Origin of the sequence: uncultured Bacteroides sp. (assembly GCF_905207245.1) — a bacterium.
GTDB lineage: Bacteria > Bacteroidota > Bacteroidia > Bacteroidales > Bacteroidaceae > Bacteroides.
In genome coordinates this window covers 37,429-63,778 of record NZ_CAJLKP010000030.1, presented here as the reverse complement: position 1 = coordinate 63,778, position 26,350 = coordinate 37,429, and the positions used below count along the sequence as shown (strand labels likewise).

The window sequence follows — 26,350 nt, the reverse complement described above, 5'->3', positions numbered from 1 at the left end:
CTCCGGCCGTATTGGTTGTATTCCGTTACGTAAGCGGCGAATTTGATGGAGCGCCAGCCCTGTGTCCAACCGATGATGTTGGCTCCTGTATTCAAGTTGTCGTAAGCTGCTCCGAGTGGAATGACATTGCCGTTGTCGTCAAGAATTTCTTTCAGCTTAATGCTCTTCGACATACTCACCGCTGCACCTTGATACATGTTGCGGTTCCCAGTCTTTTCAGCCGTTGTAGCATCTATCTGGTAAATGTCACCTCCCACTATACAGTCGTTGCGACGGTCGCCTTCCAAAGAGAATAAGTTGGCAAATTCTTCGGTCATGACAATGTTGCCTCCCACAGAGTTGCTCATGGCTACTGTGTAGAAACCTGCACCGCCGCTACCATCGTTCTGTCCGCGTCGCCAAGTACGGAAACGGGCATAGTTCATGCCGGTACGGGTTACGCAGTCGTAGTCCATGGCATAGATAAAGTCTTTGATGTGCGGGCCGTTGTTGTAGAGAAACTTGGCTTTATAGTCGTCGCTCAGGTTGAACAGGCCGCTACGGATGATGTCATCGCATACAGCAATGCAGTCATTCAGCTTTTCGTTGGCAGTTGTGGCCGACCAACCCGCATTTGTCACATCTTTCGTATATACGTTCCAGTTGATGTAAAGTTTAGCCAACAGGGCATCTACCATCCAGCGGGTAGGTTTGCCGTAAGTGGCAGCATTCATTTCTCTAGTCATGTCGTCGCGAACGGCCAATAGTTCCGATTCAATCCAACGGGCCACATCGGCGCGGGGAGCACGTTCCACGGCTTCATTATCTTCGGGGGTACGTTCTAAAATAGGTATATCACCGAAGCAATCCATCAGGATGAAGTGATAGAAAGCACGTGCGGCACGCACGGGAGCAATGGCTACAGGAGAGGCTGCATCGCCGCCCAGTTCGATGATGATTTGGTTGCACTTGGTGATGCCGCTGGATAAATCGCCATACCAGCCGATACAGGCGTCATTGGCTAATGAATTGTGCAATGAAGGGTGAGCATTGTTGCCTGAGTCGTAGTAGTCACCGTCGAAACTTACGCCCATGGCTTCGTCGGACGAGAATGTTACCAACTCGTTGTAACGGCGGTTTAAAGGACCGGCAAAAGCATAATATGCGTCAGAGGTCTTGGCCTCAATGGCGATTTCCGAATCGGGATATTCGGTGTGGAATGATTTGACATCTACATCCAAGTCTGTGCAGCCGCTTATTGCTAAAGTCAGCAGTGCTACCGGGAGAATATATTTTTTCTTCATATTGCTTGTATTTTATGTTATTAGAAATTTACGTTTAAGCCAAACATGAATGTCCGTGTGCGCGGATAGCGGGAATGGCGTGCATCGATGCCCGGAGCCGTGCCGCCTAAAGATATTTCAGGGTCGGTACCTTTATAGCCAGTCAGTGTGAACACATTATTGCAAGTGGCATATACGCGAAGGCTGTTTATCCAGTCCCCCAGCTTGCCGAAGTTATAGCTCAGGGTTAGGGTGGAGAGACGCAGGTAACTTCCATTTTCAATGTAGCGATCTGAGGGGGCTTGAGAACGGCTGTCTGTGACCTTCTGTTCGGTAGCTACATCAGCCAGAACGTTTTTACCAGCCGAAACCATCGATACGTTGCTATACTGTGCACGGGTGGCATTGTATATTTTGTTACCCGCTACTCCTTGGAAGAATGCTGTCAGTGACCAGTTTTTATAACTGAAGGTATTGTTCCAGCCGTAAGTCAGTTTAGGTTGTGCGCTGCCACATTTCACTTTATCCTTGTTCTGCGGATCTCCGGTGGTGGCTTGTTTGCCATCTTCGCCTATTACGGGGGTGCCATCTTCGTTGAACTGATAGAATACTGAGGCGCCGGAGTCGTCGTATCCAGCCCACTTCCAGGTGTAGAATGTTCCGATAGGCTCGCCTTCCATGATGCGTTGCACGTTGGCGGTGTTATATCCGCCTAAGTTCAAATATGCCTTGTCCAGATAATCTACAGAATAAGTGCCGTTAGAAAGGCTTACCACTTCATTCTTGTTGTGTGCCAGGTTCAGGCTGGTTTCCCATGTGAAGTTACGGGTTTTTACCGGTGTAGCGTTGATGGTCAGTTCAATACCCTTATTGCTGATTTCGCCCACATTGGCATCCATCCAACCATAAGGATAGCGGTTGGTTGATACGGCATATCCGTTAATCAAGTCTTTGGTGCGCTTGTCGTAGTATTCGATTGTACCGGATAGATGATTGTTCAGGAAACCGAAATCGATACCCACGTTGAACATACCTGTTCTCTCCCATTTCAGGTCGGGGTTAGCGTTGCGGGTGGCAGCCAATGTACGGTAAGCTTGAGTGACACCATCAGCGTTGGTATAATTAAACCAACCGGATGCACTGTAAGTCTGAAGGGCAGTGTAAGCATTGAAACCCAGTGAATTACCGCTTACGCCATAACCGATGCGGAGTTTTAAATCGTCAAAGATGTTCTGATCTTTCATGAAATTCTCCTCTGTGACGCGCCATGCCAATGAGACAGAAGGGAATGTAGCCCAGCGGTTGTTTCGACCGAAAGCCGAAGAACCGTCACGGCGTACAGTGGCTTGGAACAAGTATTTGCTGTTGTAGCTGTAGTTCACACGACCATAGAATGAAATCATGCGGAGGGTAGAAAGCTTTTTGTTGTCATCGCTCCAAATTCCGTCTATATTCATATTATTGGCCATTCCCATATTATAGTACAACAGGTCATCGTTATAAAAGTTATAGGCTGTCAGTCCAAAACCATCATTATCATCGCTTTGCTCCCATGAATAACCGGCCATCAGACCCAGTTTGTGTTTCTCGGCAAAGGTTTTGTCATAGTTGAAATAGGCTTCCAGTTGTTTCTTTTGGTTTTCGAGCGTCTGGCGTGTAGCCTGTCCGTGACGTGAAGAAGTGGCTGTGAGCTGTGAATTAGTCGAGTTGTAGTTGCTGTAAATCCACTGCTGGTTCTGCATAGATATGTTGAGGTTGAACTTCAAGCCGTCTATGATGTCGAGAGTGGCTTTGGCAATGCCTTGCAGATACTTGTTCTTCTGGTTGTACAAGTCTTCGTAAATCATGGACATTGGGTTCATGTTCTGAGAGATGTCTTGGCGGCGATACCAACTTCCATCCTCGTTCCTTACGGGAGCTAATGGAGAGTAGTAGTACATTGCGTCATACACGCTCTCACCGTTATATTCGCCGGTGGGTACAGTGTTGGCATCGGTGATGCTGGCATTGACACTGAACGCCAATTCCAGGCGATTTTTCAGTGTCTTGGTTTGAATGAACGAACGGGCGGTGATGCGTTCCATGTCACTGCCCCGGATGACGCCCTGCTTGTTCATGTAGTTAATGCTGGCACTGTAGCTGGTCTTGTCATTGCCGCCGTTGATGCTGACGTTGTGATTGTGCGTCAAGGCTGTACGTGATACTTCATCTTGCCAGTTGGTGTTGGCTCCTTCATCATTCAGCAACGTGATGTTGTTGGCTTTGGCGTAAGATCGCAGTTCGTCGGCAGTCATTACATCCAAACGCTTCATAATGTTGTCGGCTGCCACATATGCACTGTAACTTACGGTCGTACGATCCTTGCCGCCTTTCTTGGTAGTGACAATGATTACGCCATTGGCAGCTTTTGAACCATATATGGCGGTAGCTGTAGCGTCACGCAGCACATCGATACTTTCAATGTCTTCGGGAGAAACAAGTGCGAGGTCTACGCCGGGTACGCCGTCCACCACATAATAGGGTTCCATAGCAGCGCCATCGCGCAATGAGGAAGAACCACGCAGGGTAATGGAACCTGTGCCCGAAGGGTCTGAGGTATTAGTAACGGTCAGTCCGGGAACCTTACCTTGCAGCAATTCCGAAGGTGAAGAAAATGCACCTTTGTTCAGTTGGTCTGCTTTCACCGTCGTAATAGAGCTGGTAACATCTTTGCGCGTCATGCTGCCATAGCCTACCACTACTACTTCATCTAATGTTTGAGAATCTTCTTCCATTACTACATTGATGATGTTTTGGTTAACCTGCACCTCTTTTTTAGTAAAGCCAATGAAGGTGAAGATTAGGGTTTGTCCTCTCCCAACTTCTATAGAGTATTTACCATCAAGATCGGTGATGCAACCGTTAGTTGTACCTTTTTCCAATACATTGACACCAACCAATGGTTCGCCCATCTTGTCCGTTACAGTACCGGTCACCTTGTTTTGGGCGAATGCTAAGGTACTACTTAGCAGGAACATCACAAAGAGCATGCTTTGTATAAATGTTCTCTTTCTTTTTAATTGTACATTCAGCATAAAATAAAGTTTTAGTTATAAAATAATCTTCTTTTCTCTATATTTATAAATATTATTCTGATGGCAAAAGTAGGCTTAGCCTATTACAGAATATATTTCATTGATATTACAAATGTTTGCAATATTTTGGTATTCAATTAATTAATAGAGTGAAAGACAAAAGAAAATTTGCTTTATATTACTATCTTTAGGTAGATGTAATGTAAAGAATAACGGCGGAAGTTCCATGCTGCCCTTAATTATAGGTACAAGCTCAGGGAAAAAACGGAAAAATGTCTTTGCCTCCATAGTATTTTAGATTTTGATTACTGCAAATCTAAGCGAATAAGGCAGAAGACAGGGAGAAAATGATGCAAAATAGGGGGAAAATAGTGAACTGTGCCTTTTTCTTTAGTTATCCCGCCCAGTCTTCCCTGTCCAGGTTCCTGTAGCCAATGGCCTCTGCCAGGTGTGAAGACTGTATGAACTCACTGTTTTCGAGATCGGCGATGGTACGTGCTACTTTCAGTATACGGTCGTAGGCGCGGGCGGAAAGATTGAGCCGGTTCATTGCATTTTTTAATAGTGCGAGTCCCTTTTCATCCGGACGGGCATAGAGGGAAAGTAACTTGCTGCTCATTTGTGCATTACAGTAAATCCCGGGGATGTCTGCGTATCTGTTTTCTTGGATTCGGCGGGCGTGTATCACACGTTCGCGTATGACGGCACTTGCTTCTCCCGGGCGTGCATCGGACATCTTTTCGAAAGGAACAGGCACTACTTCTATTTGCAGGTCAATGCGGTCGAGCAGGGGACCGGATATACGATTCAGGTATTTTTGTACCTGTCCCGGGCTGCATACGCAGGCTTTTGTGGGATGGTTATAGTATCCGCAAGGGCAGGGATTCATGGACGCTACCAGCATGAAGCTGGCCGGATACTCCACATTGCTTTTCACACGAGAGATGGTTATCTTGCGGTCTTCCAACGGTTGGCGGAGAACTTCCAGTACGCTGCGATTGAATTCAGGCAGTTCATCCAGAAATAAGATTCCATTGTGGGCAAGGCTGATTTCTCCCGGTTGCGGATAACTGCCTCCACCGGTCATGGCAACTGTTGAGATGGTATGGTGCGGGTCGCGGAACGGACGCTTCGAGATGAGTCCTGCATTCTCTTGTAGCCTGCCCGCAACGGAATGTATCTTGGTCGTTTCAAGGCTTTCTCCCAAGGATAAGGGTGGCAGGATAGAAGGGAACCGTTTGGCAAGCATGGACTTTCCACTGCCGGGTGCACCGATGAGAAGAATGTTGTGTCCGCCGGCCGAGGCAACTTCGAGGGCACGTTTCACGTTCTCCTGTCCTTTTACATCAGCGAAGTCCAGGTCAAAGTTGCTCTGTTGGGCATAAAACTCTTCACGGGTGTCGACGATGGTAGGAGTAAGTTCCTGTTTACCGTTGAAGAACTCAATCACTTCTTTGATATTCTCAACTCCATATACCTTGATTTTATTGACTACTGCCGCTTCACGAGCATTCTGACGTGGAACAATCACTCCTTCGAACCCTAATTCCCAGGCTTTGATGGCTATGGGTAAGGCACCTTTTATGGGTTGTAGGCTGCCGTCCAGGCTTAGTTCACCCATCATCAGGTAGCGGTTCAGTTTATCGGACTGGATTACTTCTCCGGCGGCAAGCATACCGATGGCAAGTGGGAGGTCGTATGCTGACCCTTCTTTCCGGATATCCGCAGGCGCCATATTGATAACAATATTACTGGTTGGTATCCGGTAACCATTGACCTGCAATGCGGAAATAATGCGTTGATGGCTTTCCTTGACGGCGGAATCAGGCAGCCCGACAAGATAGAACATGCAACCTCGTGAACTGTTTACTTCGATTGTGATGAGGGTTGCGTCAATGCCTTGTACAGCCGCTCCGAAAACTTTGATTAGCACGTGTCTTATTTTAATTATTAACTGTTAATTATCAATTATTAGCGGGGGCTTTGTCGTTTGCTCCTTTTCTTCTCTGCTTCTTTCTTTTCTTTTTCTTCTTGTATTTCTTTCAACTTCTTCTCGATTGCCTTTTCATCCAGATCTTTAGCTTCTATCTTTCCGGTAGGACCGATAAGTATATTGGTAGGAAGCTTCTGTATGGCGAATAGCTTAACTACTTCTCCATTCCAGCCGGAGAAATCACAGACTTGTTCCCATTTCAAAGTATCCTTTTTGATGGCTTCTTTCCACGTCTTTTCATCCAGATCGAGGGACACACCCATCAACTTGAAGTTTTTGTTTTTCTGTTCTTTTTTATAGATGCGGCGGAACATGGCGTTTGCTTCCCGGCTAATGGTATCCCATGAAGCCCAGAACTGCATCAATAGATATTCGTCTTTCTGGGTGGAACGGGTTACCTCCTTGCCTTCCGCATTGCGCAGGCGGAAGTATGGTGCTGCTTTTCCTACCGCCACTTTCTCATCTTCATCAATGCGACTCAATAATGCTTGCATATACGGGCGGTCTTTCAACTCTCCGGTCATGCGGTCAGCCAGCATTTTGATGCGCTCTATGTCCGGTTGCAAAGCCTGCACGAAGTATTTATCCAATAAATAGATGCTGACCAATGAAGCGGGATGGTCTTTGATGAAGTTTTCAGCTTTTTCTTCCAAAGCTTTCACTGATGGAGTACCCAGTCCTCTTAGTTCCTGGTTGAAGGCTGTCAGTTCCACATTGGGAGTATTGCCGTTTATTTGTAAAGAGGATAATTCGGCGTTAGAACCTTTTATCTGTATTTTGTTTCCTTTGTCCAGAAAAAGTGGATACTCCGTACCGTCGTTGAATAACAGGATAGTCGTTACCAGTGTGTCGGCAGAAAGTGTAGCGGAGAATTTATCTTTTTCGACTACCAGTGTATCCATGCGGTCGTACATTCTGTCTGCACCATATAAATATAGGGTGTCACTTCCCAGCCCTTTGATTTCTCCGCTGAGAGTGATTGCATCGGTTTTCTTTCCACCACAGGCTGACAGGCCGATTAGTAAAAGATATAATAGACAGACTTTCTTCATTTCTAAATACTTTTTTGCGAAAGTACGGCTTTTACGGATAATAAAAAAGAAATGCCCGACATTTCTCAATGACGGGCATTCTATAAAAAACATTTGTTGTATGAAAACACTAATTAGATTAGTGCGAGTTTTTACTGGATAATGCTCATGAAATCTGCATTTGTGAAGTACTTAGCAAATTCAAGGTCAGAAGCTGCTTTCTTAGCCAGTGACGGTTCTTTTGCAACAGCATTCTTCAAGCTGCTGGTTACCATAGAAGCATTGTTGGTTCTTGCACCCAACACAGCCATCAGATATTCAGTATAAGCGTCTGGCTTTTCTACACTTGCCAATGTGCTCTTAGCTTTGTTGTAGTCCTTAGCCAGGATTTGTGCCAAAGCTGCACTGTTGGTTTTTGTGCCGCCGAATGCGCTGACAGCCTTGTCATACTGACCTTGAGCTATGTACAGGTTACCCAGAGCTTCGTTCAGTTCTTTTGCGCCGGAAGCTTTGCCCAGATAAGATTCTGCAGTAGCCTTGTCACCCTTAATCAGAGCAATCAGACCCAGGTTCATGTTAACTTCAGGAGCGTTGTTGATAGAAGCAGCTTTCTTGAAGTAGCTTTCAGCTTTGTCAATGTTACCTGCCTGATAAGCCAATTTACCTAAGTTGTTATAAGCACGGTAATCGTTCGGATAAATCTGAGTAGCTTTCATGAAGATAGCTTCTTGTTTAGCAGGGTCGTTAGTCAGTGTACTTGCATACAGCAATTCTTCGATATTCAGTTGCTTAGCATCAGAGTTAGCCAGGTTAGCGATTTCTTCGTCAGACTTACCGATGATTTCATAGTTCAAAGTCAAACGAGAACGACGCAATTGCGGCAAAATATCGTCAGCCAAATTCTTGTAAACAGAAGAGATGTTTTTGATTTCCTGTTCTCTTTGTTCAGGGTCAGAGTACATAGACAGAACGCGAAGAATCAATTCCTTGTCCTGGATATTGGATTTAGATACCAGTTCCTGGAAGCCTTCCCAGTCCTGAGCAGTGTATTTAGTATCGATAGCTGCATCTACTTTGGCTTTCTTCAGGTTTTGGTTTATAACCTTTGCAGTGTTGTCCTGACGGTTTTCGGCCAACTTAGTGTTCAGACCTACACCACCATCGGGAGATGCATAAGCAGAAACTTCGATGTTGCTGATCTTCTTGTTTACAGCAGCGTCTACGTTCTTCACTTCTTCGTTGAATTCTTTAGCAGTCTTCAATTCACCGGAACGGATGTTGGCTTGCTGAATCAAGAACATGATGTTAGCGTCATGTTTCTCTTTGATGATACGTTGGAAAGCATCGTCACCATTAGCGGGGTTAGCGCTGCCCAGTGTTTGCTCAACCAATTCGGAAGTAGAAATCACACCATCAGCTACTTTTACAGCAGGGATAGTTACTGTTTTCTTGCCGATTGTAGCTTTGAATTCCAGATACAACTCTGATTTAGCCATTTCGGGAACATAGTCGAAAGAAGTTTTCATGGTGTAGTTACCACCCATCTTGTAAGAGATGGTCTGGTCGTTACCTTCCACTTTTTCTCCCTGGAACAGGGCAGGCTGTCCTTTTGCTTCTCCACCGTTCCATTTCAGAACCGGAGTCACTTCCACTACAGCTTTCTTGTTGAAATACTTTTCTGGGAACTTTCCGTTAATAGTGGCAGGGACTTTGCCACCGATAGCTTCAAGGACCTGAGGAGTTACGGTGAAGTAATCAGAAGACAATTCACCCATTTTGCTGCTACATGATGAAAGAGCAACAACCAGTGCCATTAACAAAGGCAGATACAATTTCTTAGTCATTCTTAGGTATAAATTAATTGTTTGTAATTGAAATTAGTCTATTGGTTTCTCTCAGTGCCTATTACCACTAAGGTAATAGCATCGCAAAGATATTAAATCTCTTGTCAGATTAAGAAATGAGTGGCTAATTTTATTATAATTTAATGAAATCCCCGTTCTTTTCGGAACTTGATGTTCCGGGGGTGATGCTCAATGATTTCACTGCGCAACATATTGCGGTCGATATGCGTGTAAATTTCCGTAGTTGCAATGGACTCATGCCCCAGCATACACTGGATTGCGCGCAGGTTGGCACCACCTTCAAGCAGGTGCGTGGCGAAGGAGTGGCGGAAGGTATGCGGGCTGATATTTTTAGTGATTCCGGCTTTCTCTGCCAGCTCCTTAATCAGGTGGAAAACCATGATACGGGAGATGCTGTTTCCCCAGCGGGCGAGGAAGACGTAATCTTCAAATCCTTTCTTGATTTTGCCAAGATTACGGTCGAGCAGCCAGTACTTTATTTCTTTGATGGCACGGGGGGAGATAGGCACCAGTCGCTGCTTACTGCCTTTTCCTTCCACTTTGATGAAACCTTCGTCAAAATACAGTTCGGATAGTTTCAGGTTGCATAGCTCCGAAACGCGCAGTCCGCAACTGTACAGGGTTTCAAGAATGGCCCGGTTGCGCTGTCCTTCTTTTTTGCTCATATCTACGGTGGCAATGATGGTGTCTATTTCTTCTACAGTGAGCACTTCCGGTAGCTTGAAGCCGATTTTAGGACCTTCAAGCAATTCGCTGGGGTCATCCTCCCGGTAGTCCGCCATGACCAGGAAGTGGAGGAATGACTTTATGCCGGAAATGATGCGTGCTTGTGAACGGGGGTGGATGCCGATGTCGTGCAGTCCGGCGGCAAAACGTTGCAAATCATCCAGAGTGACCTTGAGCATGCTGATATTTTCTGCATTCAGGAAACGCAGCAACTTGTCGAGGTCGGTCAGATAGGCATCAAGCGTATTGGCAGAAAGAGCTTTTTCCAGCTTCAGATATTGCTGGTACTTTCTGATTATCAATGCTTCCTTCTCCTTATTTCTTGTTTTTTCGTCTAATTTCATTTCTTTTTTCTACCTTTGCACCGTGATTTAAACGTTTCTCAAACGTATCTGATCCGTACTTCCTCCGTACCTGCTCCGTATCTATAGGCTTGGACTTGGCACGGAGCTGATACGGACCTGACACGGAGTTCGTACGGACTTCATACGGAGTTGGTACGGAGCTGATACTTTCGGGAGACAAAGGTATAAAAAATTGTGTTATGAGGATACAAATAATTAACGGCCCGAATATCAATCTATTGGGTAAACGTGAACCTTCCATTTACGGCAGTGTTACTTTTAAGGATTACCTTGCTGAACTTCGTAAGAAGTACGCTGATGTGCAAATAGACTATTTCCAGTCAAATATTGAGGGGGAGCTGATAGATAAAATTCAGCAAACAGGTTTTGAGGTGGATGGAATCATCCTGAATGCAGGTGCCTACACCCATACTTCTATTGCCCTGCAAGATGCCATCCGTTCAGTGACTTCTCCGGTCATCGAGGTGCATATTTCCAATGTGCATGCCCGTGAAGCTTTCCGGCACGTGTCTATGATTGCCTGCGCCTGTAAAGGTGTGATTTGCGGTTTCGGTTTAAACTCCTACCGTTTGGCGCTCGAAGCGTTGATAAGTGATAAATGATTAAATAAATAGGTATAAGATTATGTTATTGAAACAGACTAAAATCGTTGCAACCATTTCAGATAAACGTTGTGACGTTGATTTTATAAAAGGCTTGTTTGAAGCCGGTATGAACGTGGTGCGTATGAACACGGCGCATCTCGGATATGACGGCCTTGATAAATTGATAAATAATACTCGTGCGGTGTCCAACCGCATTGCTATCCTGATGGATACAAAGGGTCCGGAAGTCCGCACCACTATTAGTGAAGAACCGATACCTTATAAGACAGGAGACAAGGTGAAAGTGGTGGGCAATCCTGACCTCCCTACTACCCGTGAGTGCATCTCTGTCTCTTATCCTAATTTTGTGCATGATGTATCGGTTGGCGTCCACATTCTTATCGACGATGGCGATCTGGAAATGATAGTTGTAGATAAGACTCCCGAATATTTAGAGTGCGAGGTGCAGAATGAAGCTACGCTGGGAAGTCGTAAGAGCGTTAATGTACCGGGTGTACGTATCAATCTTCCTTCTCTGACTGAAAAGGACCGTAATAACATCCTTTATGCCATCGAAAAAGATATTGACTTCATAGCTCACTCCTTTGTGCGCAATAAGCAGGATGTTCTTGATATACAGGAGATACTGAATGCTCATAACAGTGATATCCGCATCATTGCCAAGATTGAAAACCAGGAAGGTGTGGATAACATTGACGAAATTCTGGAAGTAGCCGACGGTGTGATGGTAGCTCGTGGTGACCTTGGCATCGAAGTACCGCAGGAACGTATTCCCGGTATTCAGCGTTTGCTTATCCGCAAGTGTATTCTGGCCAAAAAACCGGTAATCGTAGCTACCCAGATGCTCCATACAATGATTACGAATCCGCGTCCTACCCGTGCAGAAGTAACGGATATTGCTAATGCCATCTATTACCGTACGGATGCTTTGATGTTGAGTGGTGAAACAGCTTATGGCAAATATCCGCTGGATGCTGTGAAGACAATGACAAAAGTTGCCGCACAGGCGGAAAAAGATAAACTGGCTGATAACGATATCCGTATCCCATTGGATGAAAACAGTAATGACGTGACTGCCTTCCTGGCAAAGCAAGCTGTAAAAGCCACTTCAAAGTTGAAGATACGCGCTATTATTACTGATAGTTATAGCGGACGCACTGCCCGTAACCTGGCTGCATTCCGTGGTAAATATCCAGTGTTGGCTATTTGCTATAAAGAAAAAACAATGCGTCACCTGGCACTTTCTTATGGTGTGGAAGCTATCTATATGCCTGAACTTGCCAACGGACAGGATTATTATTTTGCAGCTTTGCGTCGTCTGCTGAAAGAAGGCCGTCTGTCTGAAACAGACATGGTGGGTTATCTGAGTAGCGGTAAAGCCGGAACACATACTTCTTTCCTCGAAATTAATGTCGTGGGAGATGCCTTGAAGTATTCCGGAGAAAGCGTATTACCCAATAAGAACCGGTACCTTTAATAAATTGAGAATTGAAAATTAAGAATTGAAAAATAGCTGCGCTGTTATGCTGCATAGTATTTTTTAATTCTTAATTTTCAATTCTCAATTTATCAACTATCATTTTTCAATTTTTAATTCTCAATTTCCCCAGTGACTATAGACGAATATATTTTGCAGCATATCGACGATGAGGGTGAATATCTGAAAGCTCTTTATCGGGATACACATATTAAGTTGTTGTATCCACGCATGGCGTCGGGGCACTTGCAGGGACGTATGCTTAAGATGTTTGTCAGGATGATACGTCCCCGTCGTATCCTGGAAATAGGTACTTATAGTGGTTATTCAGCTCTTTGCATGGCCGAAGGTTTGCCGGAAGACGGAATGCTGTATACATTTGAAATCAATGATGAGCAGGAAGATTTCACCCGGCCTTGGTTGGAGAACTCTGCTTATGCAGATAAAATCAAATTCTATATAGGTGATGCACTGGAAATGATTCCACAGTTTGATATTACTTTCGATCTCGCCTTTATAGATGGTGACAAGCGTAGGTATATAGATTATTATGAAATGGTGTTGCCCCGCCTCTCCGATGGTGGTTATATCATTGCTGACAACACATTGTGGGATGGACATGTGCTTGAGGAACAACCACATCGCACAGATCTCCAAACTATAGGTATTAAAGCCTTTAATGACCTTGTTGCCCAAGATGCACGTGTAGAAAAGGTGATTCTTCCTTTGCGTGACGGACTGACGATTATCCGTAAGAAATAACCTCTAAGACAAGGGATAGGTAATCGTAACTTCTTTTTGTTCTCCCTCCGAAACCTGATAACTTCCTTTGAATGCCTCCAGATAAAGCCGGTTGATATCGTGCAGGATACGTTGCTCCTGTTCGTCTTCCCATATATGGTAGAGAGGGCTTCCTTTTACTGTAATTTTAAGATATTGAGCTTCTTGAGTCAGTGCATAGTTCACTTGGCAAACTTCTCCGGCATATAGTCTTGGTACAGACAATAATGATGAAAGCAGTTTGAGGAACCATCTGCTATCTGCCTGGATGGGCAGTGTTTCAAGCTCCGTATAGAAGTGTGGATTCACCATGGTAGTCTGCATATTTACCATCATTTTCACTTCCTGGCAAAGTTGTACAGCATCGCATTCCTGTACGTTAAACCGCATCATGCCAGCTTCAAGGCGTGATAAATCAAGGATGTTGTTTATCAGGGCCAGTAGCTTTTCGGAGTTATTCTTTATGGCGGCCGAATATTCCTGTATCTCCTCCTCGGAAAGATCCTGTTCGGCAGATAATAGATCTGAAAATCCTACCACAGTATTTAATGGTATACGTATCTCATAGGTGATGTTTTGCAGAAAATATTCTTTCATCTTGTCGGCCGCTTCTATCGTTTTCAATGCTTGCCGGGTCTCCTCTTCCGAATGACGTAATTGGCGGCGAATTAGAAAAGCTCGCAGAATGGCAAGAAGCAGCAATATCAGAATGGCGGTAGATGCACCGACATATATCCAACGGTATTGCTTTTTCATCACTTCCTTTTCCAATAGGGCTTTCTGGATTTTATAGTTGGCTTGATATACTTCTTCGTGGCGTTGCAGCATATCTTTGTTAAGAGAGTCTCCTTTCAAGACCGTTGTTTTGTAGATGCTGGCAGCTTCTTCATATTTGTTTGCTTCAAGTAGAGCTTCCGCTTTCATTTTGAGAATGCTATTCTCGTGGAAAGGTTCTGCCCCGCGGAAGGCTGATATGGCGTGATTGAACTCGTGGAAACACTTGTCCCATTCTTTTGTGAGTTTATAGTACATACCCCATAAGGCATGATAATCTATGTAATAGCTGAAAAAGCTTTCTTTATCATAATACTTCCCGGCTCTTTCCAAATGTAACCTGAGATTCTCCTTGTCTTCGGTTTTTGCATAAATCATGCCGAAAGTTATCTCTATTTCCAGAAAACTGCTTTTTAAGGTGTTAATAGTTTGCGGGTCTTCTGCTACTATCTTTTCCTGTACCTTTTGTTGTTGCTCTAACTCTTTAAGCGCTTCTGCATAACTCTTTTGTGCCAGAAATATCTTCGCTAAACTTTTATGAATCAATAATAGGGAGTAATTGTTGGCATCCGGGTTTTCCTCCAAAGTTTGTTTATAGACTGCAATGGCTTTATCATATTGCTCTGTAAAATCCAGAGACTGTGCCAGCGCAATGAGCGAAACGAATACTCCGCTTTCGTAATTAATCCGGAGTGCTTCCTTTTTCATTTCCTGTGCCTGCATAATGGCATATTCCGTATCTCCCTGAGCACATCTGATTTGTAGCATACCTAACCAGATTGTATAATAAAGCGAGTAGTCTTTATATTGATAACTGGCTTCTTTCAGTTTTAGGAAATACTGTTCCATGTTTCGGATATCTGCACAAAATTCATAGTGGCGGCAATAGTCAAAAAGGGTGTATAGTTCTTCTTCCTGTATTTTTTTTCTTTTAGAAAGCACGAGAGCAGAATCCAGATATTCCATAGCTTTCTCCTGACCTATATATTGCTGGAATGCCCTTCTTAATATTCTTGAGCGAAGTGTATCGTTTTTCTCTGATTTAACTGCCTGAAAAACGCTGTCGCGGAATTGCTCATCTGCTGAAGCCGGTGAATGTGCTTTTGCCTGGGAAAGTATCCCCACCATAAATAAGATGATTAATATTACTCTTTTCATGCTTTGTCCTCCTGCTTTAATGGGTGGGTGAAGACGAAGCGTGAACCATCGGTATATTGTGGGTCTATCCAGATATTTCCGCCAAGGCGGTTGATGATGAGCTGGCAGATGGCTAGTCCGAGACCAGTTCCCTGCGATTTCTCGTTTACTCTTTCAAAGCGTTCGAATATTCTGCTTTGTTTTTCTAATGGAATGCCGCAACCGGTATCGGTGACGGAGAATTGCGCCATGCCTTCTTTGTTTTGCTCCAGTTGCAGAGTGATGCTTCCTTCTTTTGTGAATTTGGTAGCATTGACTAATATATTGATTAGTACTTGGTGCAGCCGAAGGGTATCAGTTTCAATTTCCAAAGAAGGAAGTTCTGTCTTGAAGAAGATTTCAGCCTGCGTTTGCTTGATGCCTTCCAGGGTCTGGATGATACCTTCACATAAATCTACTGCATCACATTGTTTAAGGTTGAACTTCATATTCGTTATGTCAAGACAGGATATGTCTACCACATCGTTCACCAGATTCAGTAACAGACGGGAATTCAACTGAATGATATCATTGCATTGTTTCCGGGTCTCATCATCGATGCCGGGAGTGGTCAGTACGTCGGAAAAACCGGATAATGCATTCAATGGTGTCCGGATTTCATGGCTCATGTTTGAAATAAAGAGACTTTTGTTACGTATTGAATCTTCTACCGCTTTCTCTGCTTTCTGTAACTTTCGCTTTGAGAGCATCAACTTTTTGGCTTGCCTTTTCAGGTAGACGAAGCAGAAAATTGCAGCAATGATGAAACAAGGTAATATGATGAGAGCTACTAACAGTAAATGGTTTTGCTGTTGGTTGTTAGCCAATTGCAATTCGTCAATGGAGTATGTGTTACGTAAATCTTTTACTTTGTGGGAGTTGATTTCTTTGTAAGCAGTATCAATCTTTTCTCCTAATTCTTTATATAGATTGGCAGCTTTTTCATATTGCTGCTCTTGCATATACTGATTGGCAACTTTCCATAGGCTATCTTGTTTACTGTCTTGGTTAGCGTAATTGCTAAGAAGCAAGGAAAACAGAAATAGTAGTGTGAAGACAGGTCTTTTCATGTTTTTTTGATTAGTGTCGTTGCAAAGGTAATTTTATTATAAATACATTGTCTCAATAATCGTGCTAAAAAAAGTATAAATTATCGGCTAACTGAGATATTTCAGTAACTTTGTATCTAAATTAAGAAATAGTATAGTATGGAAACTACCAGACAGAATAAAATATGTCGTTTGCTCCAAAAGGAGTTGAGTGATATTTTCTTGTTGCAAACTAAGTCCATGCCGGGCATATTGGTGTCGGTCAGTGCAGTGCGCATTAGTCCCGACTTGAGCGTGGCGCGTGCTTACCTCAGTATCTTTCCTTCGGAAAAGGCGGAGGAAATGATTAAGAATATCAATGAGAATATGAAATCTATTCGTTATGAGTTGGGAACACGTGTGCGCCATCAGCTCCGCATCATTCCTGAATTGAAGTTCTTTGTGGACGACTCGCTGGATTATCTTGAGAAAATAGATGAATTGCTGAAGTGAACCTTCCCTTCTACATAGCCCGCCGCTACCTCTTCTCTAAGAAGAAGCACAATGCTATCAATATTATTTCCGGCATTTCGGTGTGCGGGGTAGCATTGGCTACGCTGGCGTTGGTATGTACCCTTTCCGTGTTCAATGGTTTTCAGGATATGGTGGCAGGCTTCTTTACGGCTTTCGACCCCGAACTGAAGATAACGGTTCGGGAGGGGAAAGTCTTTGAACCGAATGCTGAGACTTTTCGGGAAGTACGTGCTTTGCCTGAAATTGATGTCTGGACAGAGACGCTGGAGGAGAATGCCATGGTGCAGTATAAAGACCGCCAGGCCATGGCAGTCATTAAAGGAGTGGAAGATAACTTCGAACAACTGACTTCCATTGATAGTCTGCTCTATGGTGCAGGTGAATTTATTCTGCATGATTCTATTGTTGATTATGGCGTTTTGGGAGTGGAACTAATTTCTGAATTAGGTACGGGACTCCAGTTTGTCGACCCGTTGCAAGTGTATGCACCTAAACGGAATGTGCGGGTGAATATGGCTAACCCTTCCGCTTCTTTCAATCGTGATTATCTCTTCTCGCCCGGTGTGGTGTTTGTAGTGAATCAGCAGAAATATGATGCGCGCTATATTCTTACCTCCCTTGATTTTGCCCGTAATCTCTTTAATTATGATACGGAGGTATCTGCCATTGAATTGAAACTGAAACCGGATGCTGATGTATCGGCTGTTCAGAAGAAAATTTCCCGTATCCTGGGAGATGATTTTGCGGTACTAAACCGTTACGAACAACAGGTTGACGTATTCCGTATCATGGAAATAGAGAAGTTCATATCCTATCTTTTCCTCACATTCATTCTTGCCATTGCCTGCTTCAATGTTATAGGTTCCCTGTCCATGCTCATTCTCGATAAGCGCGAAGATGTGGAGACTTTGCGCAATCTTGGTGCTGACGATCGTCTGATAGCCCGTATTTTTTTATTTGAGGGACGCTTGATTTCTTTATTCGGCGCACTTGCAGGCATTGTTTTCGGTCTGTTGCTTTGTTATCTCCAGCAGCGTTTTGGCATTATCTCTTTAGGCGGTGGCAGTGGCAGTTTCATTGTGGATGCTTATCCCGTCAGTGTTCATGCAACAGATGTGATACTGATATTTGTTACTGTTATTGCTGTTGGTTTCCTTTCTGTATGGTATCCGGTGCACTATTTGACGCGGCGGTTACTAAAGAAATAATAAAATCATTTGTTGACCGGTTCTTTAGTAACAGCTCAGGGATTTTAACTTCCTGTCATTGAAAGAGTATCTGACGTTTTGGGCGTAGCTGAAAGATATACTCTCTTTCACTTTTGATTATTGCTATTACATTGCCAAGGTTTTGTCGCTATATTGCCAAGGTTTTGCCACTGCATTGGCAAACTTTTGCCATCGCGGTGGCAAGACTTTGCCATAGGCTTGGCAAGACCTTGCCAATACTATGGCAAAAAGGCGAGCTTGTGTGTGTCGGGTTTAACAGAAGGTGTATTCAATCTGGCCATTAGTGTATTCATTTTGTATTTTGCAGGTTTAGATATCATTATGGCAGGATACCATATATGTATCTGTTGTCAGGCTCCTATATTTGCATGTAGAAACAATGATTAATAGAACCTACCTAAAAATCTTTTTATTCATGGAACGACGCACCTTTCTTAAAATTTTGTCATCAGCAGGTATTGTTAGTTTGGTTAGTCCTGCTTTTGCTATGGAAGTATGTAAGAACAAGGTATCTAAATCTTCTTCAACACTTCTCGAATCTGCTTTCCGTAATCCGCCTTTCTCTTCCGGAGTTTATACGTGGTGGCATTGGATGAATGGTAATATAACCAAAGAGGGTATAACCCGTGACCTTGAAGCCATGAAAGCGAATGGCATTGCGGGATATCAATTGTTTGAAGCAGGAAGTGGCATTCCCATTGGTCCGGTAGAATCGCTTAGTGATGAGTGGGTAGACCTTATGTTGCATACGCTCAAAGAGTCGGAAAGGTTGGGCTTGGAGTTTGCAATGCACAACTGTCCCGGCTGGTCATCCAGTGGCGGCCCTTGGATTACTCCGGATAAGGCTATGCAGATAATAACATGGAATGAAACTAAAGTAACAGGCGGAAAACAAATCAGGATGCAGTTGCCCACCCCCAAACATATGTTTGACTATTATATAGATACATATTGTTTGGCTATCCCGGCAAATATGGAGATAATACCTAAGTCGTCAGTTCTTGAATTATCAGATCAACTAGATAAGGAGGGCGTTTTGACTTGGGATGCTCCTGCCGGCGAGTGGTTGATTATGCGCTTCGGACAAACAGCCAAAGATCAGAAAAACAAGTCAGCTCCCTCTAAATCGACCGGGTTGGATTGTGATAAATTCAGTACGGAAGCATTGGACTATCATCTGGATTGTATGTTTAAGAGGCTGATGCCTACAATGGAGAAAATAGCCAGACATTCTAAGATTGGTTTGCTGATAGATAGTTATGAGACGGGCGACCAGGATTGGACTTCTGACATGCCTGCCTGCTTTGAACAAAAGCATGGGTATGCACTGTATCCGTTTTTACCTGCATTAGCCAATAAAGTAGTTGAGAGCGAGGAAAGTACGAGGCGTTTCCGATTTGACTTTCGCCGAACCAGAGCTGATATGTTTGCTGAGCGTTACTATGCCCATTTTCAAAAACGGTGTAAAGAGAAGGGTATCATAACTTATACAGAGCCTTATGGTGGCAATATGATGGAAGAATTGCAAGTAGCACAACAGCTTGACATTAATATGGGAGAATTCTGGTGTGGTCAGACTGTGCTTTGGGCAAATTATAAATATAATCGTACCGTCAAACAGGTGGCTTCAATAGCACATACACTTGGTGGAAAGGTAGTTGGTGCCGAGGCTTTTACTTCTGAACCGGATGCAGATAAATGGTTACAGTATCCATATGCCTTAAAGTCATTAGGTGATTATATGTTCACCCGGGGACTTAGTAGGATTTATTTTCATCGATTTGCTCATCAGCCACATCCTACTGCTGCTCCGGGAATGACAATGGGAGCGTGGGGGCTGCACTTCGACCGTACCAATACATGGTGGAAACCGGGAAAAGCATGGATTGATTATTTGAATCGTTGTCAACACATTTTCCAAAATTCAACTTTCTATGGTGATATTCTTTATCATAACGGTGATGATAGTTTTGGCAGTACCATTGAACCGGAACAAACCCCATTGTCTCCTCCGGAAGGATATGATTATGACATGGTAAATACTGAAATGCTGGACAAGGCACGTATCAAGGATGGAAAAATTATTCTTCCCGCTACATGTTTTGATGGCTATAAGCTCTTAGTATTGCTTAAATCTGAAACAATGTCATTACATACGTTGCGGATACTGGACCGATTGGTGGGTGAGGGAATGGTATTGGTTGGGCAAAGGCCACTGCATACCTTAGGTTTGTGTGATGGAGAGAAAGAGGATGAGTTTGCTGCACTGGTGCAAAAAGTTTGGCAGCACCCGAACGTGCATGAAGGTGAAGAACTGCAAATCATTCTTAATCGGTTAGGTGTGTCTCCCGACTTTGTTTATCATTCTGAGACAGGAAATTCATCTGTTCATGCTATCCATTATCAACAAGAAGGAGCCGAGATATACTTCGTTGCAAATCGTAAGCGAGCGCACGAGAAAGGAACGGCTCATTTCCGGATAAAAGGTTATATTCCGGAGTTATGGGATCCTTATACAACTGAAATTCTACAGTGTCCGGTCTATCGCACTGATTACGAGGGTGTAGAAATACCTCTTAATCTTACTCCTGCAGGATCTATGTTCGTTGTTTTTCGTAAAGCTGAAATACAAGGGAAGTATACAGATGTGAAATACAATGGAGTTTCTTTGTTTCCGACTACTGGAAGTGTAGCGATACAGCATTCTTTATCTGCAAATTTTAGTGTTACTTGTTGGATAAAGCCTGAGGTGGATATAGCCATAACAGAAGAACAGGAACTCGGTGATATGCGTACTCGATTTTTTGCTATTTACCCTTTGGAGGGAGAGCGGCGGCATGGAAACGGGCATAGTTCCGTTGGATTATCAGTAGGCCGTAATGGAGTAGTTGTCTATGAACGAACTATACATAATAAAGCCGTATACCGAAATCCCAGACCATTATCGGGATGGACTCATTTAGCTTTGGTTTATCAGAATAATACACCGCATCTTTGGATAAATGGAGTATATGCCGGAGCAGGAACAACTTCACACACAACCGTGCATCTTGAAACATCTCATTCGGATTTGCTGTGTAAAGCAGATACTTATGAAGGTGGGCTCTGCAATCTGTGCATCCATCCTTCCAGTATTGACAAGACAGAGATAACCAAGTTTTACCAAAAGGGGATGCCTGTTCCGTTCCATCCAAGTGAGCAGGTGATTTCATGGTTGCCCAATCATCGGTTTATTGCATGGCAGGTTGGTGTTTATGAGTTTGCGGCAGAGCACACAAGTCTTCGGAAGCATGTTGACACTCTTCCTGCGTGTATTCCGTTAGAGGGCCCTTGGACTGTTCGGTTCCCTCGAAATATGGGAGCAACTGAAGAAATCACTTTAGCCCGGTTGCATTCATTACATTTAGAAGAAGACTTTGGGGTTCGTCATTTTTCGGGAACGATGACTTATCTATATTCACTGTCTATCAATAGTGCCTATTTACAAGACGGTATTTGTTTACGTTTGGACCTGGGTCGTGTAGAAGTACTTGCTGAAGTGGTGGTGAATGGAAAACGTGCTGGTATCTGTTGGGCTCCTCCCTATGCCATTGATATACAAGAGCTATTACATAAAGGAGATAATACAATAGAAATCCGTGTAACAAATTTATGGGTGAACCGGTTGATTGGTGATGAGCATATGCCTGAGGAGAATGTTTATGGTTATCAGGATATTCCAAATAAATATTCTACATTGCGCAATGGTGGTATCAAGAAACTTCCTGAATGGTATATACAGGGTAAACCGAAACCTGCAGGAGGCAGAATTGCATTTACAACCTGGAAACATTATGACAAGACCTCACCTCTTGTTGAGTCCGGTTTATTGGGACCAGTCACGTTAACGGCCGGAAAAATAGAGAGCCTGAATATATAAGGTGTTTCCTGAATCTAAATTTAAGGCAAGAGTGAATATCATTTTCATTCTTGCCTTAAGTATTTATGTACGAGCTCTTTTTAGTTGAGAGAATCGTCTTTGTGTTTATTGCTTTCTCTGTATTCCTTAGGGGTTTGATTGTATCGTTTGCCAAACTCTTTATAGAAATGTGACCGATTTGTGAAAGCTGTCCGATACATGACTTCTTGTATAGTCAACGTTGTGGTTAATAGTAGTTTGGCAGCATAATTAATTCTTTGTTCTTTAATGAAATCTTTAGGAGGTAGCTGGTCCAGATTTTTAAACTTGCGGTATAAGTTTCTGCTACTGGTTTGCATGGCTCCTGCAAGTTCTTCCGGTCCGAACTCAGTGTTGTCCATATTTTCATTGATTAGTTCAACGGCAGTTTCCATAAACTTTTTGTCTTCCTGTTGTAGCAAATGTCCGCCGCTAAATTCAAAGGCACTTGCTGAGGAGTTGTAATATTGCTTTAATTCTTCCTGCTTTTTTAATAGTTGCTTGATGATGCTCCTCAGATATTGAGTATTGAATGGCTTGGGGATATAAGCGTCTGCCCCAGATTCTATACCCTCAATTTTTTCGTCGGTTGTATTCTTTGCAGAGAGGATAATCAATGGAATATGCATGGTATGCTTGTTGCTTTTGAGCTGTTTGATTAAAGTGATTCCATCAATTTTGGGCATCATAATATCTGTGATGATGAGGTCCGGCGTTTTTTGTTTTAATATGGCAAGCCCTTCTTCACCATTTTCTGCCGTTAAAACGGAGTATTCGTCGGATAGTATATCTTTTAGCATCCACAGTAGCTCTTTGTTGTCATCTATCATCAGAATGGTTGTCTCCGGCTGATTGGATTCTTTCTGGTGATTGCCTCTTTCAGTTACTTCAGTATTGGTATTATTGTTTAAAGGTTCAGATTTAGGAGCTTCTTCATTCAGTATACGTTCCGCTTTTTCTGTTGCTTCAAGTTGTGGCAGGTTCACTATGAACTGAGCATATTGGTTCACTTCACTTTCTACTTTAATAGTACCTTGTAGCAGTTCTACCATGCTTTGACAGATGGCAAGCCCCAAACCATTTCTGGAAGAAAGCCCTTTAATACTATTCTCCTGAATATTATCAAGTACACTATATCTGTTAAATATGAGTGGAATACTCTCTTTGCAAATTCCTTTTCCCGTATTATAAACTTTTAGATTTAACTTGTCTCCCTCAGTTTGTATGGATATGCGGATTGTGCCATTCTCGGGGGTATATTTGAATGCATTTGAGATAAGATTATTCAGAATCTTTGTGAATCCACTATAATCACTCTTCCACATAATTTCCGGACAGATATCAGTTTCCAGATGGATTTGATTCTGCTCTGCCAACTCGCCGAATGAATCTATAATTTCCTTTGCCAGTTTGCTGATATTCAGTTCCTGTATGTGGCATATCTGGTTACCGGTTTCCATGCGACGGAAATCTATGACTTCCTGTATCAGGCTATTGAGGCGCTCTGTATTCGACTTTATAATCTGAGCATACTTTTTGATGAAAGCATCGCTGTTCTCATGCTGCAATATTCTTTCGCATGGCCCATAGATCAAGGTAAGTGGCGTGCAGAATTCATGTGTGATGTTAGTGAAGAAGCGCAGTTTACCTTCATACATTTCTTCTTTATACTTTTCGTTTAGTCTCTTGGAGATAATGGCTTTTCTCCGTTCATATTTCCACCGGATATAATGCCAGAAACCAAATCCTGCTCCAATAACCAGTAATACATATATGATTTGAGCTGCAAGGCTTTGGTACCAGGGAGGAAGAATGACGATACGGATGCTCTGGATTAAATTATCATCGTTATTTCCTCCGTCATTATATTTCACTTTCAGTGTATAGTCTCCGGGAGGAATATTTGTAAATTGAGCTTCATTGGAGCGTGTATCCATCCATACATCGTTGAAATTCTCAAGTTTATAGGAATACTTGCAGTTCTCGCCATTGATAAAGTCGGTGGCAACAAAAGAGATTGCAAAGAAATTCTGGTCATAGTTCAGTACGATATTTTGGGGATTACTATTTTTCTTTTCAAATTCATGAATATTATATTCCTTATTGAATATCCTTACTTTAGTAAAATGGATATCGGGTACGAAATTGCTTCTTTCCTTTTTCTCCTTTTTTATCCAGACTATACCATTTACTCCCCCAAAAAAGTATCTGTTTCTTATTTTGTCTTGAAAATATGCATTGTCACTAAATTCAGTTATATCTAGCCCTGTCCTGTGATTAAAGTTTCTGAACGTATTCTTTTGAGGATCAAATAATATAATGCCGGTATTACTGCTTAACCATAGATGCCCCTCTTTGTCTTCAATAATTCCGTGTATTGTATTGTTAGGTAACCCCTCATTCTCATTAAAATTCTTATAATCATAATTGCCATTAGACGAGAATTTTAGTTTAGTTAACCCATAACTTGTACCTAACCACATATCTTCATGTTGGTCTTGATGTATACATAATATATCACTCATAGGAGCTATGCCGTTTCTATCAAAAGAGATGAAAGAATAATCTTCAGTAAGAGAGTTTAACCTGATGACACCATTGCCACGCATCCCAATCCAGATAATAGAGTCATTTTCCGGATATATGGCATATATTTGATTATTTTTCTGCTTATGCGGGACCTTAAAGTTAAATGCTTGAATTTGTTTAGCTTCAAGCCCTTGCTTATGTTGTTGGATGCTTATTTTCAATAAAGTATTTCCTGCCCCTACCCACAATAGTGAGTCGTTTGTCTCACTCATGGAATGTACGTGGACGATATCTTGATTTGTATTGTTGATTAATGAGTGAATTTTATTATCCGAAAAAGAGTAGTAGTTTAAACCGGGACCATTGGAGCCTATCCACAGAACAGGATATACATTGCTTGGTGCAAATGCGAAAACAGCATTATTAGTGAGCCCTTCTTGAATTGTAAGATGTGTAACGTTATCATTTGAATACTCTTTTGAAGTATCGTAATTGCTGATTTTTATTACACCGTTATCTTTTGTACCTAACCATAAGGTGTTATATTTATCAGTGTAAACGGCACGAATCGGCCGTTTCTTGCTGATTGGAAGTTCATTAAGTGATATGTTAGTAAATGTGTACTCGTCTTTTGTCCACGCATATACCCCTTGGCCGTCTGTGCCAATCCAGATAATATCTTGTTGTTCATCTTTCCACAAAGAGAATACACCACAATTGATGTTGAACTTCTCTACTTGGTAACCTTGTTCAGCTATTAGTCGTATAAGACCATTTGTTTCAAATCCAATAAGAATGTCATCATTATCAAAAGCAATAGCTCCGATTTTACCACTTTCCTGAATCAATTGCTTTAGCTTTTTGACAAAATGTAGCTTCTCTTTGTCTTTGTAAAATATGTTTCCTTCAGAATCTACCATGATTATTTTCTCGTCACTGTAGAAAGCATATTTAATGGGGTGTGGATATATGAAGTCCGGATGTCTGACTACTTGAGGATTATTCGTTTTTTTATCGGATATGGTATACCTTTCCATTGTGCCTTTGTGGTTTATCCATACCGTATCTTGTGAATCAACTATGAAACTCGATACATTGTCCAACTCCTTCTCATTATAGATAGGGAAATTTATAAATCTATTGTCTAATTTTGAATATAGGGATAATGTATTGGGCCTATTAAATACATATAAATAGTCTTGGCTGTCTTTGGCGATATATGAATTTTCGCCAAATTCATTATAGTATTCTTCTATGGTGTTACTTCGTTGTGATAGTTTGTTTAACCCCCATTTTGTACTAATCCATAGATAGTTTTTATCTGTTTCTATAACTTTTCTGATAACATTACTTGAAAGGCTGTTTTGATTGTTGATATCAGGCTTATATACATATATCTTTTGGCTGTCATACATATTGAGACCGTCATAAGTACCAATCCATAAGAATCGTTTTTCATCCTGAAATAAACAGGTAACGGAACTATTTGATAGACCGTCACGATTACTAATTTGTCTAAGGTTATGTGAACCGACATTTTGTATAAAACAAAATAGTAACAACAAAGAAACTTGAATATAATATTTCATTAGTAGTCTACTTGGCGTTAATAACTGGCGAACAAAGATAGTGCTCTGATTGAGTATTCCAAAATTCTATCTGGTTGAATTTGGGTTTTAACAAGATAAGCTTTAGTTAAAACTTAGGTTTTATTATTCGGGGAATAACCTCTGCTAAAAGGTAGTTGTATTCAATTTCGCCATAAGTGTATTTTCTTTGCACATTGCGGATATAAGCATGATATTGGCGAGATATTGTATATATGCGTATTGCTTATACGCTAATTTTGCATGTAGAAACAACATCAAACGTTTTCAATAGTGTATTAGTTTTTTTGTAGGTATTGAGAAAAGATACATATTATTAATTTCTAAAAATAACGATGAATATGGAAAAACACTCTTT

At 42.4% G+C, this 26,350-nt stretch carries 15 protein-coding genes; 6 read left to right on the top strand and 9 right to left on the bottom strand.

Going from position 1 to position 26,350, the window contains the following annotated elements:
* The 6 genes from QZ135_RS10940 to xerD all read right to left on the bottom strand — a co-directional run.
* Nucleotides 1–1,283, bottom strand: a 1,283-nt coding sequence (locus QZ135_RS10940) for a RagB/SusD family nutrient uptake outer membrane protein (protein ID WP_294608902.1), incomplete at its 3' end; no start/stop codon positions are given.
* Nucleotides 1,284–1,303: 20 nt separating this feature from the next.
* Entirely contained in the window at nt 1,304–4,336 is a 3,033-nt protein-coding gene (locus tag QZ135_RS10935; RefSeq protein ID WP_294608900.1) for a TonB-dependent receptor, read from the bottom strand.
* Between the two features lie 394 nt (nt 4,337–4,730).
* Nucleotides 4,731–6,269: a YifB family Mg chelatase-like AAA ATPase gene (locus QZ135_RS10930; RefSeq protein WP_294608898.1), complete on the bottom strand. Its 1,539-nt coding sequence runs from the start codon at nt 6,267–6,269 to the stop codon at nt 4,731–4,733.
* Between the two features lie 38 nt (nt 6,270–6,307).
* Nucleotides 6,308–7,381, bottom strand: coding sequence for a thioredoxin-like domain-containing protein (locus QZ135_RS10925; RefSeq protein ID WP_294608896.1), 1,074 nt, complete (start codon nt 7,379–7,381; stop codon nt 6,308–6,310).
* A 131-nt stretch (nt 7,382–7,512) separates the two neighbouring features.
* On the bottom strand, nt 7,513–9,204 hold the full coding sequence (locus QZ135_RS10920; RefSeq protein WP_294608894.1) for a tetratricopeptide repeat protein: 1,692 nt from the start codon (nt 9,202–9,204) through the stop codon (nt 7,513–7,515).
* 140 nt (nt 9,205–9,344) lie between these two features.
* Nucleotides 9,345–10,295: a site-specific tyrosine recombinase XerD gene (gene xerD, locus QZ135_RS10915; protein WP_294608892.1), complete on the bottom strand. Its 951-nt coding sequence runs from the start codon at nt 10,293–10,295 to the stop codon at nt 9,345–9,347.
* Between the two features lie 200 nt (nt 10,296–10,495).
* Here xerD and aroQ point away from each other — a divergent pair, with 200 nt between their 5' ends.
* The 3 genes from aroQ (at nt 10,496) to QZ135_RS10900 (ending at nt 13,160) form a co-directional block, all read left to right on the top strand.
* Nucleotides 10,496–10,918 (top strand): type II 3-dehydroquinate dehydratase, encoded by a 423-nt coding sequence (gene aroQ / locus QZ135_RS10910; protein WP_294608890.1) that lies wholly within the window; start codon nt 10,496–10,498, stop codon nt 10,916–10,918.
* A gap of 22 nt (nt 10,919–10,940) precedes the next feature.
* Complete coding sequence (gene pyk / locus QZ135_RS10905) at nt 10,941–12,398, top strand: pyruvate kinase (protein WP_294608888.1); 1,458 nt, start codon at nt 10,941–10,943, stop codon at nt 12,396–12,398.
* Nucleotides 12,399–12,530: 132 nt separating this feature from the next.
* Nucleotides 12,531–13,160: a class I SAM-dependent methyltransferase gene (locus tag QZ135_RS10900; protein ID WP_294608886.1), complete on the top strand. Its 630-nt coding sequence runs from the start codon at nt 12,531–12,533 to the stop codon at nt 13,158–13,160.
* A 3-nt stretch (nt 13,161–13,163) separates the two neighbouring features.
* Here QZ135_RS10900 and QZ135_RS10895 read toward each other — a convergent pair whose 3' ends face one another.
* Nucleotides 13,164–15,110 (bottom strand): histidine kinase dimerization/phospho-acceptor domain-containing protein, encoded by a 1,947-nt coding sequence (locus QZ135_RS10895; protein ID WP_294608884.1) that lies wholly within the window; start codon nt 15,108–15,110, stop codon nt 13,164–13,166.
* Nucleotides 15,107–16,198, bottom strand: a complete 1,092-nt coding sequence (locus QZ135_RS10890; RefSeq protein WP_294608882.1) for a HAMP domain-containing sensor histidine kinase — start codon at nt 16,196–16,198, stop codon at nt 15,107–15,109. Before QZ135_RS10890 ends, QZ135_RS10895 begins: the two co-directional genes overlap by 4 nt.
* Before the next feature lie 138 nt (nt 16,199–16,336).
* Between QZ135_RS10890 and rbfA the strand changes: the two genes are divergently transcribed.
* The 3 genes from rbfA (at nt 16,337) to QZ135_RS10875 (ending at nt 21,838) form a co-directional block, all read left to right on the top strand.
* A complete protein-coding gene (gene rbfA / locus QZ135_RS10885) occupies nt 16,337–16,669 on the top strand; it encodes a 30S ribosome-binding factor RbfA (RefSeq protein WP_294608880.1) in 333 nt (110 codons plus the stop codon).
* On the top strand, nt 16,666–17,898 hold the full coding sequence (locus tag QZ135_RS10880) for an FtsX-like permease family protein (RefSeq protein WP_294608878.1): 1,233 nt from the start codon (nt 16,666–16,668) through the stop codon (nt 17,896–17,898). Before rbfA ends, QZ135_RS10880 begins: the two co-directional genes overlap by 4 nt.
* A gap of 436 nt (nt 17,899–18,334) precedes the next feature.
* The gene (locus QZ135_RS10875; RefSeq protein ID WP_294608876.1) at nt 18,335–21,838 is read left to right on the top strand and encodes a glycosyl hydrolase; all 3,504 of its coding nucleotides are present in this window, start codon (nt 18,335–18,337) and stop codon (nt 21,836–21,838) included.
* 80 nt (nt 21,839–21,918) lie between these two features.
* Here QZ135_RS10875 and QZ135_RS10870 read toward each other — a convergent pair whose 3' ends face one another.
* A complete protein-coding gene (locus QZ135_RS10870; protein ID WP_294608873.1) occupies nt 21,919–25,974 on the bottom strand; it encodes a hybrid sensor histidine kinase/response regulator transcription factor in 4,056 nt (1,351 codons plus the stop codon).
* Nucleotides 25,975–26,350: the final 376 nt, after the last annotated feature.

Bases quoted from the DNA above. Each gene is read 5' to 3' on its own strand.
- QZ135_RS10895 (WP_294608884.1), bottom strand. From the start codon at position 15,110: ATGAAAAGAGTAATATTAATCATCTTATTTATGGTGGGGATACTTTCC.
- QZ135_RS10920 (WP_294608894.1), bottom strand. From the start codon at position 9,204: ATGACTAAGAAATTGTATCTGCCTTTGTTAATGGCACTGGTTGTTGCT.
- QZ135_RS10890 (WP_294608882.1), bottom strand. From the start codon at position 16,198: ATGAAAAGACCTGTCTTCACACTACTATTTCTGTTTTCCTTGCTTCTT.
- aroQ (WP_294608890.1), top strand. From the start codon at position 10,496: ATGAGGATACAAATAATTAACGGCCCGAATATCAATCTATTGGGTAAA.
- QZ135_RS10875 (WP_294608876.1), top strand. From the start codon at position 18,335: ATGGAACGACGCACCTTTCTTAAAATTTTGTCATCAGCAGGTATTGTT.
- pyk (WP_294608888.1), top strand. From the start codon at position 10,941: ATGTTATTGAAACAGACTAAAATCGTTGCAACCATTTCAGATAAACGT.
- QZ135_RS10935 (WP_294608900.1), bottom strand. From the start codon at position 4,336: ATGCTGAATGTACAATTAAAAAGAAAGAGAACATTTATACAAAGCATG.
- QZ135_RS10870 (WP_294608873.1), bottom strand. From the start codon at position 25,974: ATGAAATATTATATTCAAGTTTCTTTGTTGTTACTATTTTGTTTTATA.
- rbfA (WP_294608880.1), top strand. From the start codon at position 16,337: ATGGAAACTACCAGACAGAATAAAATATGTCGTTTGCTCCAAAAGGAG.
- xerD (WP_294608892.1), bottom strand. From the start codon at position 10,295: ATGAAATTAGACGAAAAAACAAGAAATAAGGAGAAGGAAGCATTGATA.
- QZ135_RS10925 (WP_294608896.1), bottom strand. From the start codon at position 7,381: ATGAAGAAAGTCTGTCTATTATATCTTTTACTAATCGGCCTGTCAGCC.